This is a genomic window from Pseudomonas sp. ok266, from assembly GCF_900110195.1.
In the GTDB taxonomy this organism is placed as follows: Bacteria; Pseudomonadota; Gammaproteobacteria; order Pseudomonadales; family Pseudomonadaceae; genus Aquipseudomonas; species Aquipseudomonas neuropathica.
On sequence record NZ_FOCU01000002.1, the window covers coordinates 330,364 to 345,865 of the forward strand.

10 protein-coding genes and 2 tRNA genes are annotated in these 15,502 nt (G+C 58.9%); 7 read left to right on the forward strand and 5 right to left on the reverse strand.

Features of this window, described 5'->3' with window-relative positions:
• Positions 1 to 103 precede the first annotated feature (103 nt).
• The 4 genes from BMY54_RS04985 to BMY54_RS05000 all read right to left on the reverse strand — a co-directional run bounded on the left by BMY54_RS04985 (position 104) and on the right by BMY54_RS05000 (position 3,225).
• Entirely contained in the window at positions 104 to 1,669 is a 1,566-nt protein-coding gene (locus tag BMY54_RS04985) for an ABC transporter permease (RefSeq protein WP_093430182.1), read from the reverse strand.
• Positions 1,669 to 2,679, reverse strand: a complete 1,011-nt coding sequence (locus BMY54_RS04990; protein ID WP_093430183.1) for an extracellular solute-binding protein — start codon at positions 2,677 to 2,679, stop codon at positions 1,669 to 1,671. The genes BMY54_RS04985 and BMY54_RS04990 overlap by 1 nt, the downstream gene beginning before the upstream one ends.
• 192 nt (positions 2,680 to 2,871) lie before the next feature.
• Positions 2,872 to 2,958: transfer RNA gene (locus BMY54_RS04995), tRNA-Leu, on the reverse strand.
• 180 nt (positions 2,959 to 3,138) lie between these two features.
• Positions 3,139 to 3,225: transfer RNA gene (locus BMY54_RS05000), tRNA-Leu, on the reverse strand.
• A gap of 226 nt (positions 3,226 to 3,451) precedes the next feature.
• Between BMY54_RS05000 and rnr the strand changes: the two genes are divergently transcribed.
• From rnr to dnaB, 7 genes are all read left to right on the forward strand, one after another.
• A complete protein-coding gene (gene rnr / locus BMY54_RS05005; protein WP_093430184.1) occupies positions 3,452 to 6,082 on the forward strand; it encodes a ribonuclease R in 2,631 nt (876 codons plus the stop codon).
• Complete coding sequence (gene rlmB / locus BMY54_RS05010; RefSeq protein ID WP_007915843.1) at positions 6,079 to 6,846, forward strand: 23S rRNA (guanosine(2251)-2'-O)-methyltransferase RlmB; 768 nt, start codon at positions 6,079 to 6,081, stop codon at positions 6,844 to 6,846. The genes rnr and rlmB overlap by 4 nt, the downstream gene beginning before the upstream one ends.
• 307 nt (positions 6,847 to 7,153) lie before the next feature.
• The gene (gene rpsF, locus BMY54_RS05015) at positions 7,154 to 7,573 is read left to right on the forward strand and encodes a 30S ribosomal protein S6 (protein ID WP_007915844.1); all 420 of its coding nucleotides are present in this window, start codon (positions 7,154 to 7,156) and stop codon (positions 7,571 to 7,573) included.
• A gap of 29 nt (positions 7,574 to 7,602) precedes the next feature.
• A complete protein-coding gene (rpsR, locus tag BMY54_RS05020) occupies positions 7,603 to 7,833 on the forward strand; it encodes a 30S ribosomal protein S18 (RefSeq protein WP_002551829.1) in 231 nt (76 codons plus the stop codon).
• A gap of 36 nt (positions 7,834 to 7,869) precedes the next feature.
• A complete protein-coding gene (locus BMY54_RS05025) occupies positions 7,870 to 8,763 on the forward strand; it encodes a hypothetical protein (protein WP_016983782.1) in 894 nt (297 codons plus the stop codon).
• A 19-nt stretch (positions 8,764 to 8,782) separates the two neighbouring features.
• Positions 8,783 to 9,229 (forward strand): 50S ribosomal protein L9, encoded by a 447-nt coding sequence (gene rplI, locus BMY54_RS05030; RefSeq protein ID WP_003186385.1) that lies wholly within the window; start codon positions 8,783 to 8,785, stop codon positions 9,227 to 9,229.
• Positions 9,230 to 9,349: 120 nt separating this feature from the next.
• Positions 9,350 to 10,747 carry a replicative DNA helicase gene (gene dnaB / locus BMY54_RS05035; protein WP_007915846.1) on the forward strand — a complete coding sequence of 466 codons (1,398 nt, stop codon included), beginning with the start codon at positions 9,350 to 9,352 and terminating at the stop codon, positions 10,745 to 10,747.
• 42 nt (positions 10,748 to 10,789) lie between these two features.
• On the opposite strand, the gene BMY54_RS05040 is transcribed toward dnaB, so the two are convergent.
• Entirely contained in the window at positions 10,790 to 15,385 is a 4,596-nt protein-coding gene (locus BMY54_RS05040) for an NEL-type E3 ubiquitin ligase domain-containing protein (protein WP_256573809.1), read from the reverse strand.
• Between the last annotated feature and the right edge of the window lie 117 nt (positions 15,386 to 15,502).

A 15,502-nucleotide genomic window follows, 5' to 3' on the forward strand; every position in this document is an offset into this window, starting at 1 on the left:
CTGGGCGGGCCTCTTCGCGAGCAGGCTCGCTCCCACATTAGATCGCGTTCCTCTGATGGAACTCGGTCAACATGTGGGAGCGAGTCTGCTCGCGAAAGCGGTATCAGCGGCTCAGATACATCCGGGTCGTCAGTAAATAAACCGGCAGCCCCGACACCAAAATCAACAACGCCGCATAAGGCGCCGCCGCCGCAAATTCGACATTTGCAGTATGCGCCCACACTTCCGTTGCCAGCGTATTGAGCCCGGTCGGACTCAGTAGCAACGTCGCCGTCAATTCCTTCATCGCATCCAGAAACACCAGCGCAAACGCCGCGCCCAATGCCGGGAAGATGATCGGCAACGTCACTCGGCAAAACGCCGTGAACGACGAGGCGCCCAGCGTTCGCGCAGCCTCTTCCAGTTGCGGTGCCGCCTTGTTCAGTGCCGTGCGAATCGGCGCCTGCGCCAATGGCAGAAACAGCAGCGCATAAGCGATCAGCAGCAACCCCGAAGTCTGGTACAGCGCCGGCACGTAGTGCAGGGCGAAATACACCAGCGTCAGCGCAATCACCAGGCCCGGCAGCGCATGCAGCAGATACGGCAAGCGCTCGGCCCAGATCGCCAGTTGACCTTTGTAACGCACCACCAACAAGCCGACCGGCACGGCCAGCACCAGACACAGCGCAGCTCCGCCAAGAGAAAGTGCCAGAGAAGAAAGCAGGGCTTCAGTGATCGCTGCTACCGGGAATGCTGCGGATGAACCGACCGCCAGCCAATACGCCAACATCCCCAGCGGAATCCCGCTGCCGACAATTGCCAGCATCAGGCAATACAGCTGACCGACCGTAGCCCATGGTCCTAGCCGAACCTGTTCAGCTTGGCGCGCGGCACCTTGTCCGGTGCGCACATGCCGAGCTTTGCCGCGTACGCGCAGCTCCAGCCACAACAACACCAGGCACAGCGCCAGCAGCACGGCGGAAAGCATCGCCGCGTTGGCGTTACTGAACTCCAGTTCGAATTGCTGATAGATCGCCGTGGTGAAGGTTTGCAGGCCGATGATCGACAGTGCGCCGAACTCCACCAGCATGTGCAAGGCAATCAATAGCGAGCCGGCCAATAGCGAAGGCCAGAGCAGCGGCAGGGTTACGCGGAAAAATACGCCCCAGCGATTCTGCCCAAGGGTGCGCGCCGACTCTTCAAGGGAGGGGTCGAGATTGCGCAGAGTTGCCGCCACCGGCAGGAAGATCAACGGATACTTCGACAGGCTCATCACCAGAATCGCCCCGCCAAGCCCTTCGAACTGCGCGCTCAGCGAAACCCAGGTGAAGCTGCTGACAAACGCCGGCACCGCGAACGGCAGGCACAGGATCACGCCCCATAGGCGACGCCCTGGCAAATTGCTGCGTTCCAGCAGCCAGGCCAGCGACAGACCAATCACGCCGCAGGAGAGGGTTACGCCAACCATCAACGCCAACGTGTTGCGCAACAGGCCGAACACATACGGGCGCCACAACAAGTGCAACGCCTCGGCCCAGCCGGCCTGCCAGGCCTTGAGCCCGACATAGGCCAGCGGCAACAGGCTCAGCACTACCAGTAACAACACCGGCAGCACCAGCCAGATTGATGGCCGCTTGCGCTTTGGTACGTAACCCCCGCGCGCGGCGGGGGCGGATAACGATGCGGTCATCAGTTCAAGCCAACTTCGCGTTCCAGCTCCAGCGCTTCTTCGGCATTGCCCAGATCGGCCGGGGTTACGTTCGGCGCTTCCAGTTCGCTGAACGGCTTGAGTCCGCGATCCGATTCCATACCTTTGTGCAGTGGGTATTCGGCGGTGGTCTGGGTGATCACGCGCTGACCTTCTTCGCTGGCCATATAGGCGAGGAATTGCTGGGCTTCTTTTGGATGTTTGCTGGATTTCAACACGGCAGCGCTCGACACGGTGATCAAGCCACCGACGTCGCCAGCGGTGAAGTAATGCAGTTTCGAGTCGAGTTTGCCTTTCTCGCGCTGCAGGGCGAACCAGTAGTAGTTGTTCACCAGCACGGTGGCGACTTCACCGTTTTCCACGGCTTTGAGCGCAACCATGTTGTTGCTGTAGGTCTTGCCGAAGGCGCGCAGGCCGGTCAGCCACTCTTCGGCGGCCTCGCGACCGTGCATTTTGATGATGGCCACGGCTTGTTCCTGAAACGCGCCGCTGGTTGGCACGAAGCCGACTTTGCCTTGCCACTGTGGATCGGCAAAATCCAGGACTGATTTTGGCAGGTCTTTTTCGTCGACCAGTTTCGGGTTGTAAGCGACCACGCGAACGCGTGCCGTCACGCCAATCCAGGTGCCGTTAGCTGCGACGTATTTTTCCGGCAGCACGGCCAAAGTGGCGTCATCGGCCTTGGCCAGCAGGCCTTGTTCGCCGAGATTGTTCAACGGTGGCGATTCTTCGGTGTAGATCACGTCGGCAGGGGAGCGGTCGCCTTCTTCGATGATCTGGCTGGCGAGCTGATTGCTGCTGCCTTTGCGCACGTTGACGTGAATGCCGGTCTTGGCTTCGAAGGCTTTGGCGATCGCGTCGCCGACTTCCTTGTGCTGGCCGTTGTAGAGAGTCAGGGAAACCGCATCGGCAGCCTGGGTGAGGGGAGTGGCGAGCGCCAGGCCGAGGAAGGTGAAGGTCAGGCCTCGGCGCAGGGTATTTCGAAAAGTCATTCGCGGGGTTCCTCACTGTCGCATTGCAAAAACTTGCAACAATGATAAACGATATTGTTTCTCAAGTGCGCCTTGCGGTGGGGCTGGCGTTTTGATAGGTGCGATGGTGATGGGGTTTCGGGAAGCCAGAAATGCAAAAACCCGCTTTCGCGGGTTTTTGTGAAATCCAAGGTCGTAACCTTGAATTTGAATTGGTGCCCAGAAGAAGACTCGAACTTCCACGACCGTAAGGTCACCAGCACCTGAAGCTGGCGTGTCTACCAATTTCACCATCTGGGCAATCATCGCTAGCGTTGCCGCTGTTGATGTGGCGCACTATACGGAGCGCGTTTTGATCTGTAAACCCCTGATTTAATTTTAATAAATCAGTTTTAAGAAAAGCCGGGCTTAGAATGCAAAAAACCCGCTTTCGCGGGTTTTGTGTGAGCCTTGAAACTGATCTAGTCTCAAACTCGAAATTGGTGCCCAGAAGAAGACTCGAACTTCCACGACCGTAAGGTCACCAGCACCTGAAGCTGGCGTGTCTACCAATTTCACCATCTGGGCAGTATCGTTAACGCTTGTGCGTCGTCGATGGCGCGCACTATACGGAGCGTCTTTTTAACTGTAAACCCCTGTCAGCAAAAAATATGATTTTTTTTACCGGCGGTGTTCAAAACGGCTTTCAAGCGACGATACAGACCCTCATAAGGGCCTTATATAGTCGGAAATTTCCCGTTTCATGGCGCCTATGCCAAACTAACCCGCATATAGACAAGGTGAAAACTCTCTAATGGCCGATTGGCAGTCCCTCGATCCCGAGGCCGCTCGTGAAGCGGAAAAATATGAAAACCCTATTCCTAGCCGCGAACTGATCCTGGCGCATCTCGCCGATCGGGGCTCGCCGGCTGCCCGCGAGCAACTGGTGGAAGAGTTTGGTCTGACCACAGAAGACCAGATCGAAGCCCTGCGCCGCCGCCTTCGCGCCATGGAGCGCGACGCCCAACTGATCTACACCCGCCGCGGCACTTATGCGCCAGTCGACAAACTCGACCTGATCCTCGGTCGCATCAGCGGTCACCGTGACGGTTTCGGCTTCCTGGTGCCGGACGACGGCAGCGACGACCTGTTCATGAGCCCCGCGCAAATGCGTCTGGTGTTCGATGGCGACCGTGCGCTGGCGCGTGTGTCCGGTCTCGACCGTCGCGGTCGCCGCGAAGGCGTGATCGTTGAAGTGGTCTCGCGTGCTCACGAAACCATCGTCGGCCGCTACTTTGAAGAGGGCGGCATCGGCTTCGTCGTCGCGGACAACCCGAAGATCCAGCAGGAAGTGCTGGTTACCCCGGGCCGCAACGCCAACGCGCAGATCGGTCAGTTCGTCGAGGTGAAAATCACCCACTGGCCGACGCCGCGCTTCCAGCCGCAAGGCGACGTGGTTGAAGTGGTCGGCAACTACATGGCGCCGGGCATGGAAATCGATGTCGCTCTGCGCACCTACGACATTCCGCACGTCTGGCCCGAAGCCGTTCTGAAAGAAGCGGCCAAGCTCAAGCCGGAAGTCGAAGAAAAAGACAAAGAGAAGCGCGTCGACCTGCGCCATTTGCCGTTCGTCACCATTGACGGTGAAGATGCCCGCGACTTCGACGATGCTGTTTATTGCGAAGCCAAGCCGGGCAAGCTGCGCCTGTTCTCCGGCGGCTGGAAGTTGTACGTGGCGATTGCTGACGTTTCCAGCTACGTGAAGATCGGCTCGGCCCTGGACAACGAAGCGCAGGTGCGCGGCAACTCGGTGTACTTCCCTGAGCGCGTGGTGCCAATGCTGCCTGAGCAGCTGTCCAACGGCCTGTGCTCGCTGAATCCGCACGTCGATCGTCTGGCCATGGTCTGCGAGATGACCATCTCCAAGTCCGGCGAAATGACCGACTACTGCTTCTATGAAGCGGTGATCCATTCCCACGCGCGTCTGACCTACAACAAAGTCAGCGCGATGCTGGAAACGCCGAAAGTGGCCGAAGCACGCAAACTGCGTGGTGAGTACACCGACGTCGTGCCGCACCTCAAGCAGCTTTATTCGCTGTACAAAGTGTTGCTGGCTGCCCGTCACGTGCGCGGCGCGATCGATTTCGAGACCCAGGAAACCCGGATCATCTTCGGTTCCGAGCGCAAGATTGCCGAAATCCGTCCGACCACCCGTAACGACGCGCACAAGCTGATCGAGGAATGCATGCTGGCGGCCAACGTGGCCACCGCCGAATTCCTCAAGAAGCACGAAATCCCTGCGTTGTACCGTGTCCACGACGGCCCGCCACCGGAGCGTCTGGAAAAACTCCGTGCCTTCCTTGGCGAACTCGGCCTGTCCCTGCACAAAGGCAAGGACGGTCCATCGCCGAAGGATTATCAGGCGTTGCTGGCAAGCATCAAGGATCGTCCGGATTTCCACCTGATCCAGACCGTGATGCTGCGCTCGCTCAGTCAAGCGGTGTACAGCGCTGACAACCAGGGCCACTTCGGCCTGAATTATGAAGCCTATACCCACTTCACTTCGCCGATCCGTCGTTACCCGGACCTGCTGACGCACCGCGCGATCCGCAGCGTGATCCATTCGAAGCAGGACACTCCGCATGTTCGCCGTGCCGGGGCAATGACCATTCCGAAGGCGCGCATCTATCCGTACGACGAGGCGGCGCTGGAGCAGCTCGGCGAGCAGTGCTCGATGAGCGAACGCCGTGCCGACGAAGCGACCCGCGACGTGGTCAACTGGCTCAAGTGCGAGTTCATGAAGGATCGCGTGGGCGAGTCGTTCCCGGGTGTGATCACAGCGGTAACCGGTTTTGGCCTGTTCGTTGAGCTGACCGATATCTACGTCGAAGGTCTGGTCCACGTCACGGCGCTGCCGGGCGATTACTACCACTTCGATCCTGTGCATCACCGCCTGGCGGGCGAGCGCACCGGTCGCAGCTTCCGTCTTGGCGATACCGTTGAAGTGCGCGTCATGCGCGTTGACCTCGACGAGCGCAAGATCGACTTCGAGATGGCCGAAAAAACCATCAGCGCACCGATCGGTCGCAAAAAACGTGGCGCTGAAACCGCTGCTCCGGCGGCCAAGGTTGCGGAAGAAAAGGCTCCGGCTAAATCCGCCAGCCGTCGTCCGGCCAAGGAAAAAGCGGCAGAAGCCTATCGCCCAAGCGACGCCGTGGCGAAAAACGCCGAGCTGCGCAAAAGCCGTGAAATGAAGAAGGCTCTGCTTTCCGACGCTAAAAACGGTGGTAAAGCGGCGTCCGGGGGAAAGACCGGACGGTCGGCGCCTGAAAAGGCCTCCGGCGGCAAGCCAGCGAAACCGAGCAAACACCGTAAGGGGCCGCCAAAAGCGGGCTCCGCTCCAGCCAAAAGTGGCGGGGCACGTAAACCGAAGGCGAAGTCATGAGTCAGTTGGAAAAAATCTACGGCGTTCACGCGGTAGAAGCGTTGCTGCGTCACCACCCGAAACGCGTCAAGCAGATCTGGCTGGCGGAAAGCCGCAACGATCCGCGCGTGCAGACCCTGGTTGAGCTGGCCAACGAAAACCGTGTTCAGGTCGGCCAGGCCGAGCGTCGCGAAATGGACGCTTGGGTTGAAGGCGTGCACCAGGGCGTGGTCGCGGAAGTAAGCCCGAGCCAGGTCTGGGGCGAAGCCATGCTCGACGAGCTGCTCGATCGCACTGAAGGTGCGCCGCTGTTGCTGGTGCTCGACGGTGTGACCGATCCGCACAACCTCGGCGCCTGCCTGCGTTCGGCGGATGCGGCCGGTGCGCTGGCGGTGATCGTGCCGAAAGACAAGTCGGCGACCCTGACGCCGGTCGTGCGTAAAGTCGCTTGCGGCGCGGCGGAAGTGATTCCATTGGTTGCTGTGACTAACCTCGCTCGCACCCTGGAAAAACTTCAGCAGCGCGGTCTGTGGATTGTCGGTACTGCGGGGGAGGCTGAGGTCAGCATCTACGACCAAGATCTGACTGGCCCGACCATCCTGATCATGGGCGCCGAAGGCAAGGGCATGCGTCGCCTGACCCGCGAGCACTGCGACTATCTGGTGAAGCTGCCGATGGCCGGTAGCGTCAGCAGCCTCAACGTCTCGGTTGCGACGGGCGTGTGCCTGTTCGAAGCGCAGCGTCAGCGCGGTGCAAAAGCCAAGGCCGCCACAAAGAAATCCTGAGTCGTACTCGATTCAAATGTGGGAGCGAGCTTGCTCGCGAAAGCGGAGTATCAGTCGACATAAATGTTGCCTGACAAACTGCATTCGCGAGCAAGCTCGCTCCCACAGTGTTTTGTGGTGTGGCATAACTGAGTGATTGTTCAAATAATCACCAATTGCCTTGCACCTCCTCTGTCCCTTCTCTACAATTGCGCCCCTTGCTGTGACGGCAGGCACGCATGTGCCCCGCGCCAGCAAGTCCATAAGTGTCATTCACTCCTTGTCTGACCGTTTTTGAGCGGCAGGCTACAACCCGTAAGGAGCATTCATGCGTCATTACGAAATCATCTTTTTGGTCCACCCGGATCAAAGCGAGCAAGTCGGCGGCATGGTTGAGCGTTACACCAAGCTGATCGAAGAAGACGGCGGCAAAATCCACCGTCTGGAAGATTGGGGCCGTCGTCAACTGGCCTACGCAATCAACAATGTTCACAAGGCTCACTACGTGATGCTGAACGTTGAGTGCACTGGCAAGGCCCTGGCCGAGTTGGAAGACAACTTCCGCTACAACGATGCAGTGATCCGTAACCTGGTCATCCGTCGCGACGAAGCCGTTACCGGCCAGTCCGAGATGCTCAAGGCTGAAGAAAACCGCAGTGAGCGCCGTGAGCGTCGCGATCGTCCTGAGCACGAAGGCGCTGAAAGCGCTGAAGGCGAAGAGAACGACAGCGATAACGCTGACGAGTAATCCACGGACCTTATTAAGGAGCCTATCAAATGGCACGTTTCTTCCGTCGTCGTAAATTCTGCCGTTTCACCGCTGAAGACGTGAAAGAGATCGATTACAAAGATCTCAACACTCTGAAAGCCTACGTATCCGAGACCGGCAAAATCGTTCCAAGCCGCATCACCGGTACCAAAGCTCGTTATCAGCGTCAGCTGGCCACCGCTATCAAGCGCGCCCGCTTCCTGGCCCTGCTGGCCTACACCGACAGCCACGGCCGCTGAGACCGGGCAGTCGACAAGTAGCAAAGGATTGAATGCATGCGTGCCTTAGCTGAGTTCATCATGCGAGGCCGTATGCAGGCCACTCTCGTGGTGGCCGGATGTGCAACATTGCCGTTGTTGTATTGGTTGGGTGCTGCCGCGGGGAGCCTTGTGCTGCTGCGGCGCGGACTGACGGACGCCCTGGGTGTTCTGTCTCTGGGGCTGCTGCCGGCGTTGATCTGGTGGCTGTATGCCGATGACCCACGGGCACTTCTGGTGCTGCTGGGGTCTTCGGGGCTTGCGTTGGTTTTGCGCGCAAGTGAATCCTGGGTCCGCACGCTGCTGGTCAGCGTAGTGATTGGAGTGGTGTTTTCGGTGGTGCTCGGGGCGGCGTTTGCGGCCCAGATCGAGATGCTCGCGCAGGCCTTGATAAAGGTCATGCCGGCGCTTCTTGGTGAAACCTACAAGCAATTGTCGGTCGATGAGCAAGCGCGTTTCGCGTCCCTGATTGCACCGGTCCTGACCGGACTGATTGCGGCGCTGTTGCAGATCGTCAGCGTGCTGAGCCTGATTGTCGGGCGGCATTGGCAGGCGTTGTTGTACAACCCGGGTGGTTTTGGTCGCGAGTTTCGCGCCATCCGGATCCCGCTGGGGCCGGCGATGTTGCTGCTGGCGTTGATGCTTCTGGGCCCGAATCTCGGTGCACAGATGGCCATGTTGACGCCGTTGTGCAGTGTACCGCTGGTGTTCGCCGGACTTGCCCTGATTCACGGGCTGGTCGGGCAGAAGCGACTGGCCGGTTTCTGGCTGGTGGGGTTGTACGTCACGCTGCTGTTGTTCATGCAGCTGATCTATCCGTTGCTCGTGGTCCTGGCCATTGTCGACAGCCTGATTGATTTTCGCGGTCGTCACGTGTCGAAAGACACCGATAACGCGAACGGTGAAGGTTAAAAGTTAAGAGGATTTCCACATGCAACTGATCCTTCTGGAAAAAATCGCCAACCTGGGCAACCTGGGCGACAAAGTAAACGTTAAGGCCGGTTACGGCCGTAACTACCTGCTGCCTTTCGGCAAAGCTACCGCTGCAACTGCTGCCAACCTGGCTGCGTTTGAAGAGCGTCGTGCTGAGCTGGAAAAAGCTGCCGCAGACCGTAAAGCATCGGCTGAAAGCCGTGCTGCCCAACTGGCCGAGCTGGAAGTGACCATCACTGCCACCGCTGGCGACGAAGGCAAGCTGTTCGGTTCGATCGGTACTCACGACATCGCTGACGCACTGACCGCCTCCGGCGTTGAAGTTGCGAAAAGCGAAGTTCGTCTGCCGAACGGCACCATCCGCAACGTGGGTGAATTCGACGTGGCTGTGCACCTGCACGCCGAAGTTGAAGCCACCGTACGCGTTGTCGTGGTAGCAGCTTAAGTAACACCTGATCGGCTGGCGGCTTGTCCGTCAGACGGTTAACATCGGGCACGATCCTGTTTACAGGTCGTGCCCTTTGTCTTTCTGAACTCCCTGTTTTTCCAAATTACACAAGTGGCCATGAACGATATCTCCGCTCCCGAGCAATACGATCTGCAAACCGCCGCCCTGAAGGTGCCGCCGCATTCCATCGAGGCCGAACAGGCTGTACTCGGTGGTCTGATGCTGGACAACAACGCCTGGGAACGCGTGCTCGATCAAGTCTCCGACGGCGATTTCTATCGACATGACCACCGTCTGATTTTCCGTGCGATCGCCAAACTGGCCGATCAGAACATGCCGATCGACGTCGTGACCCTGTCTGAACAACTGGACAAGGAAGGCCAGACCTCGCAGGTCGGTGGCCTCGGTTACCTCGGTGAACTGGCGAAAAACACGCCGTCCGTCGCCAACATCAAGGCCTATGCGCAGATCGTTCGTGAGCGAGCGACATTGCGCCAGTTGATCGGCATCAGCACCGAAATCGCCGACAGCGCCTTCAACCCTGAAGGCCGCACCGCCGCCGAGATTCTCGACGAAGCCGAACGCCAGATCTTCCAGATTGCCGAGGCCCGGCCAAAAACCGGCGGCCCGGTAGGTGTGAATGACTTGCTGACCAAGGCCATTGATCGCATCGACACCCTGTTCAACACCGACAACGCCATTACCGGCCTGTCCACCGGCTACACCGACCTCGATGAGAAGACCAGCGGCCTGCAGCCGTCCGACTTGATCATCGTCGCCGGCCGTCCGTCGATGGGTAAAACCACCTTCGCGATGAACCTGGTGGAAAACGCCGTGTTGCGCAGCGAGAAAGCGGTTCTGGTGTACTCCCTCGAGATGCCAGGCGAATCGCTGATCATGCGTATGCTCTCCTCGCTGGGCCGCATCGACCAGACCAAGGTGCGTTCTGGCCAACTGGAAGACGATGACTGGCCGCGCCTGACTTCGGCGGTCAACCTGCTCAACGACCGCAAGCTGTTCATCGATGACACTGCCGGCATCAGTCCGTCGGAAATGCGTGCGCGGACCCGACGTCTGGTGCGTGAACACGGTGACGTCGGCCTGATCATGATCGACTACCTGCAACTGATGCAGATCCCCGGTTCCAGCGGTGACAACCGCACCAACGAAATTTCCGAAATCTCGCGATCCCTGAAAGCGCTGGCCAAGGAATTCAACTGCCCGGTGGTGGCGCTGTCGCAGCTCAACCGTTCCCTCGAACAGCGTCCCAACAAGCGCCCGGTGAACTCCGACTTGCGCGAATCCGGAGCGATCGAGCAGGACGCCGACGTGATCATGTTCGTGTACCGCGACGAGGTCTATCACCCGGAAACCGAACACAAAGGCATCGCCGAAATCATCATCGGCAAGCAGCGTAACGGCCCGATCGGTTTTATCCGTCTGGCCTTTATCGGCAAATACACGCGCTTCGAAAACCTCGCGCCGGGCAGTTACAACTTCGACGACGACGAGTGACAGCAGGCCGAAGTTCATCGGCCTGCTGCGACGCTGTATCGATTACAACGTCGCGCCACTTGATCCCGGAGTTTCCTGCGCAGGCGTGACGTTGGCAGGAGGCGCCTCGATTGTTGTTCGAGGCTGCAATTCCTGCCGCGTCAGCGTCTGGATCAATGTCGCTTCGACAATCGCCAATTGCGCCGTTACATCATCGGTTTGCGATTTGTATTGAGCTTCGCTCAGCAGTCTTTGTGATGACTGGCTGTCGAGAATTTCCTGGCGATCCTGGAACGGCTGGCGACTCGCATCGAATTGCGCCTGGTATTTGTGAATGATGAAGTCCTGCCAGAAATTCATCGACACCAATGCCTGAAACTCTTCAGGCGAACCATTCAGCGTCAAGACTTTGCGATATGCCGCATCCAGCATTGCCGGGGTAACGCCGGCCATGCCGATAAACGAGAGTGTCTGTGGCTGAAACGGCAATTGCAGCCGATCCCTGAGACCAAAGCGGTAGGCCATGGTCATTTCATGGGGATCGCGTATGCGCAGGTTGTGGCTGTTTCGCAGCTCCCGGGAGGTTGCCGGATCGTCAATGATTGCCCTGCTTGAAGCGATCTCTGCCGCCGCGATGTCGTCGACCTGTTTTAGCCGGAACAATCCTTTGGACAGCGCCACCAAGGGGGCGCCGTTCATATCCAGCCTGGCCTGTATGCGCGCCTTGTGAGTCATGGCCAGGACCTGCAGATCGGTGAAGGTGGCTGCGGCAAGGTCAGTGCAGCCGGCTTCGCACGCGCGATCGAACAGTTCTCGACGCAAGGTTCGCGACTGTGGATTGTCCTGGCTGATGACATCGATCACGTCCCAGACCTGGCGCCGGAAGTCGGCATGGTGCGCACGGCTCGCGAGGATGTTGAAGAAGCCGTCCGAGCCTTGCTGCTCGCGCAACGTGCGCCATTGAGTGTTTCTGGCGATCGCTTGATCAGCGGGTAGTCCGGTGGTCCAGATCGGAGCAGGGTCCGCGGCTGCCCTTGCACTGGGACGTTGTGCCAAGGGGAATGACGTTGTGAACAGGTTGGATCTGTTGTGAAGCCCGGTTTGGGCTTCGTCCAGTTGCCTGCGATAGACGCCCATTTGTATCCGCGTCTCATCGGTAATCGGATTATTCGTCAGTAACGTGCCACTGTTCACCTGGACCGAATGCGCCAGGCGCTCCGGGGACGGAGCAGTGACAAAGTCAGGAATCGTGGTGATCTGATTGTTGCTCAGATCGATCCGGGTCAGCAGGGGTTGATCAAACAGCCCGGTTGGCCACTGCGTGATGCCGGTGTTCGCCAAGGTGACCTCGCGCATATCGGTGATCAGACTGAAATCCGGGATCACACCGAGCTGGGGATTGTTGTCGATCCAGAGTGCTCTGAGCGTTGTGCGTCCGGCCAGTATCCGCGCCGTTTCTGCATTGAGTTCAAGTTGGTTGTGCTGCAGGAAGAGGCGCGTCATCCCGTGCATTTCTCCTACAGCCGGGGGCAAGTCCCTGAGGCGATTGTTCGACATGTCCAGCCAGCGCACATGACGAAAACGGGTGAGGAAGCCTTCCGGTGACTCCGTCAGGTTCATGCCGCTCAATCTGAGTGAACCCACATGGCTGAAGTCGATGCTCAGATCCGGCAGGGTCGGCAAGGTCAGGCCGCTCAAGTCCAGTTCCAGACCGATCGGTGTGCCGTCGAAAGCATGTTTTTGCGCCGTCTCGCGGCGCCAGCAACTGATGATCCGATCCCGCGCTGCAGTGCGGTCATTACGGGTGGTGGCGTTGATTTGCAGCTGATTGGCACGCACGTAACGCAGGCGGTTGCCGCCCCCGGAAAAGACCCAGTCGTCGAGCTGGGTTTTCAGAAGATCGAATTCTTGTTCCAGTGCGAGCAAGCGTGGTGCCACGGTGCCTTTGTCATGATTCCAGATGAACTCCCTGCACTCCTTGATGGTTTTGCTCGGGAACAGGTTTCGATAACGCTGGGCCCTGGAGTCTTCGCTATCGAATACGGCGGGATGAGCCGGCTCCATCAGCTCGGGGTGAGACTGTTTAAGGCGTCGCCAGTAGCCGTCGAATTTTCGCCAGTACGCGGAGGGGAAGTCGTTGCCTTCAAGGCGCGTGACATTGTTGATCCGCGCGACGACAGCCAGTGTCTCGGGTGTCGGGTTGAGATTGGCCTGGGGAACCTCGCTCAAGCGATTGTCGCGCAGGTCCAGGTGGTTTAAAGCGGTTTTGTCGAGCAGGCCGGCAGGCCACTGACTGAGGCCCGTGTTTTTCAGGTTCAATGCCTGCAACCCGGACATGGCGCTGAAGTCGGGCACTGCCCGCAGTTGATTGTTGGACAGATCGATCTGTTTCAACTGGTGCAATGCACCGAGTGCCAAAGCGCTTTGTTCATCCAGTTTTATCTGGTTTGAACTCAGATCCAGATAGTTGAGTTTGTCCATCTCGGCGATTTTTTGCGGCAGTTTATCGATGCCAGAGTTAACGATGGTCAGGCTTTCCAGATTGGGGCAATTGGACAGAAGCGTATTGGCGGTGTCCGACCAGATTACCGAGTCGAGACTGAGGGATTTGATGTGACTGAAATCCACGGTCAGCAGGGGTAATGGACCGTACAGCGCTGGCAGTTTCAGTTCGCCGTCCGAATCGCCCAGCCAGCAGCCTCTGATGATTCTTGCCAGGCGGGTAGCGTTGACTCTTTCCGGGCCCACGGCGTGGGCCGGTCCGGGTTGGCTGTCGGCGATGTAGGCCTGCAGTTGCGTTTCCAGTAGCTCGAAGCCGGCAATGCGTCGCGCCATCTGCTCTTCGGCGCCATCCCCCAGGGCGAGCAAATATTCCCTGGCGGCTTGCGGATTCTTGTCTGGATACATACGCCGCACCATCGCCACTTCGGGAATGTCGCCATCCAGTCTGAACGCGTCTGCGCGGGAGCCCGTGCGCATCGCCGGATAGTCGGCCACTACGCGGCGCCAATAAACCTCAAGCGTTCGCCAGTAACCGGTCGGGAAGGGGTTGCCTTCAATCAGGGTGACTGAGTTGATACGGGCAATCGCCAGTAGTTCATTGTTTGACGGGTCAAGGATCGGCTGTGGAATTTCGCGCAGTTGGTTATGGCGCAAGTCGACCACGTCCAGTGCCACCTGATCGCGTAAACCGCTGGGCCAGTGATCCAGTCCGGTGTTGCTCAGGTTCAATGACCGAAGTTGCGACATGCCGCGAAAGTCCGGGATTCTGCCAAGCGGGTTGCTCGACAGGTCGAGGTGTTCAAGCTGCTTGAGTGCGCCCAGTTTTACTGCTGCCTGCTCATTGAGCTGGATTCGGTTCGAGCTCAGCTCCAGAGCCTTGAGAACGGTCATCGGCGCGATATCGGGCGGCAGCTTATCCAGGGTGGAGTGAGTCACCGACAGTTTCTCAAGGTTGGGAAAACTGCCAAGGAAGGTATCGGCGGTGTCCGACCAGGCGACCGCTTTCAGCTCCAGAGTTCTTACATGGCTGAAATCAGCCGTCAGCGGCGCAAGGATTGCCTCTCCCAAATCAAGTTTCAGCGTCGTTCCCGTCTGCCGTTTCCAGCAACGTTTTATTTCTTCGACAGCACGCTCCACCGCGGGATGCGCAGCTTCGTTGGGGGCCTGCGAGGATGTCTTCCTGATCCAGGAAGCGAGATCCGCCTTGAGCGCCCTGTAACTGGCCTCGCGTTGGGTCAGATAGCCGCGGACGTCATCCCCGTGCGAATGCAGAAGCCGGGTGATCTCCTCGCTGTCGAGGGCCGGGAAGAGCTTTCGAGCGCGGGACTCTGGCGTGCGCAAATGATTGATCGCGCTGGCAAACCGTTGCAGCAGGCCAGGATGCGCGGGGCTGCCTGGCTCGTTGCGGAGCATCCCGCCGACACCGCCGACCGCCGTTCCCAGCCAGCCTTCGCGAGCATCGTAAATGATCGGCTCCGAGCGCCCGGGGCGTGTAGCGATGTAGGTATTGGTGCTGTCGCTGGCCACCGGATCTTGCGCACGGACGATACGCATCACCGTTGTCGACGGGGTCGAGGCGTCGGTGTCGTGCAGAACCTGATAACTGTGGTTGTCGATCACCGCATAGAGTTTACCGTTGAGCCGGTGAAGGCCATCGCTGCCCCTTTGAATGCCGCTGAAATCCAGTGGCGTGCGGAAAGCTTCCAGGCGGCTGCTCGACAATGGCACACCGATCGGCTCGAAGTATTCCAGCTCATGCCAGAGTCCCGCGCTGGAGTCACGCAGCAACACGGGTCCCGAGGGACTGGATTCGCTGGGCAGTCTGGCCCGATACAGTCCTGTTTGCGCATCTTTGCCGACCAGCACGATGCCGCCAGGTACATCGGCATATTGGCGGCCTTTGTGGGTTCTCAAACCGTCAGCGTTGCGATCCGACAAACCGCTGGCCGCAGGCACCCAGTAATGTTCCAGGGACTGGCTAGCCGCACGCGGATTTTCAATCGGCAACGCGGGTCGATGAATGGTGATGCTCGGAGCCGGCTCGATCGCGTCGATATCGGCTGGCGTTGGTAAGCGGCCCGGTCGTGGTGGTTGCCCACCGGGTATCGAGACCTCTAAATGTGTGCGCGGTGGCAGGTCGAGGCGCGGGGTGTCCACGTCTGGCACAGTGTTTTGGCGAACCGGGGGATTGCCGGAATTGTTGCCTCTGGGGGGCGATTTAACGGGCATGTCTTTCTATCCTTGCGGGTTTGCGCATCAGTTCGCCTGAACGGG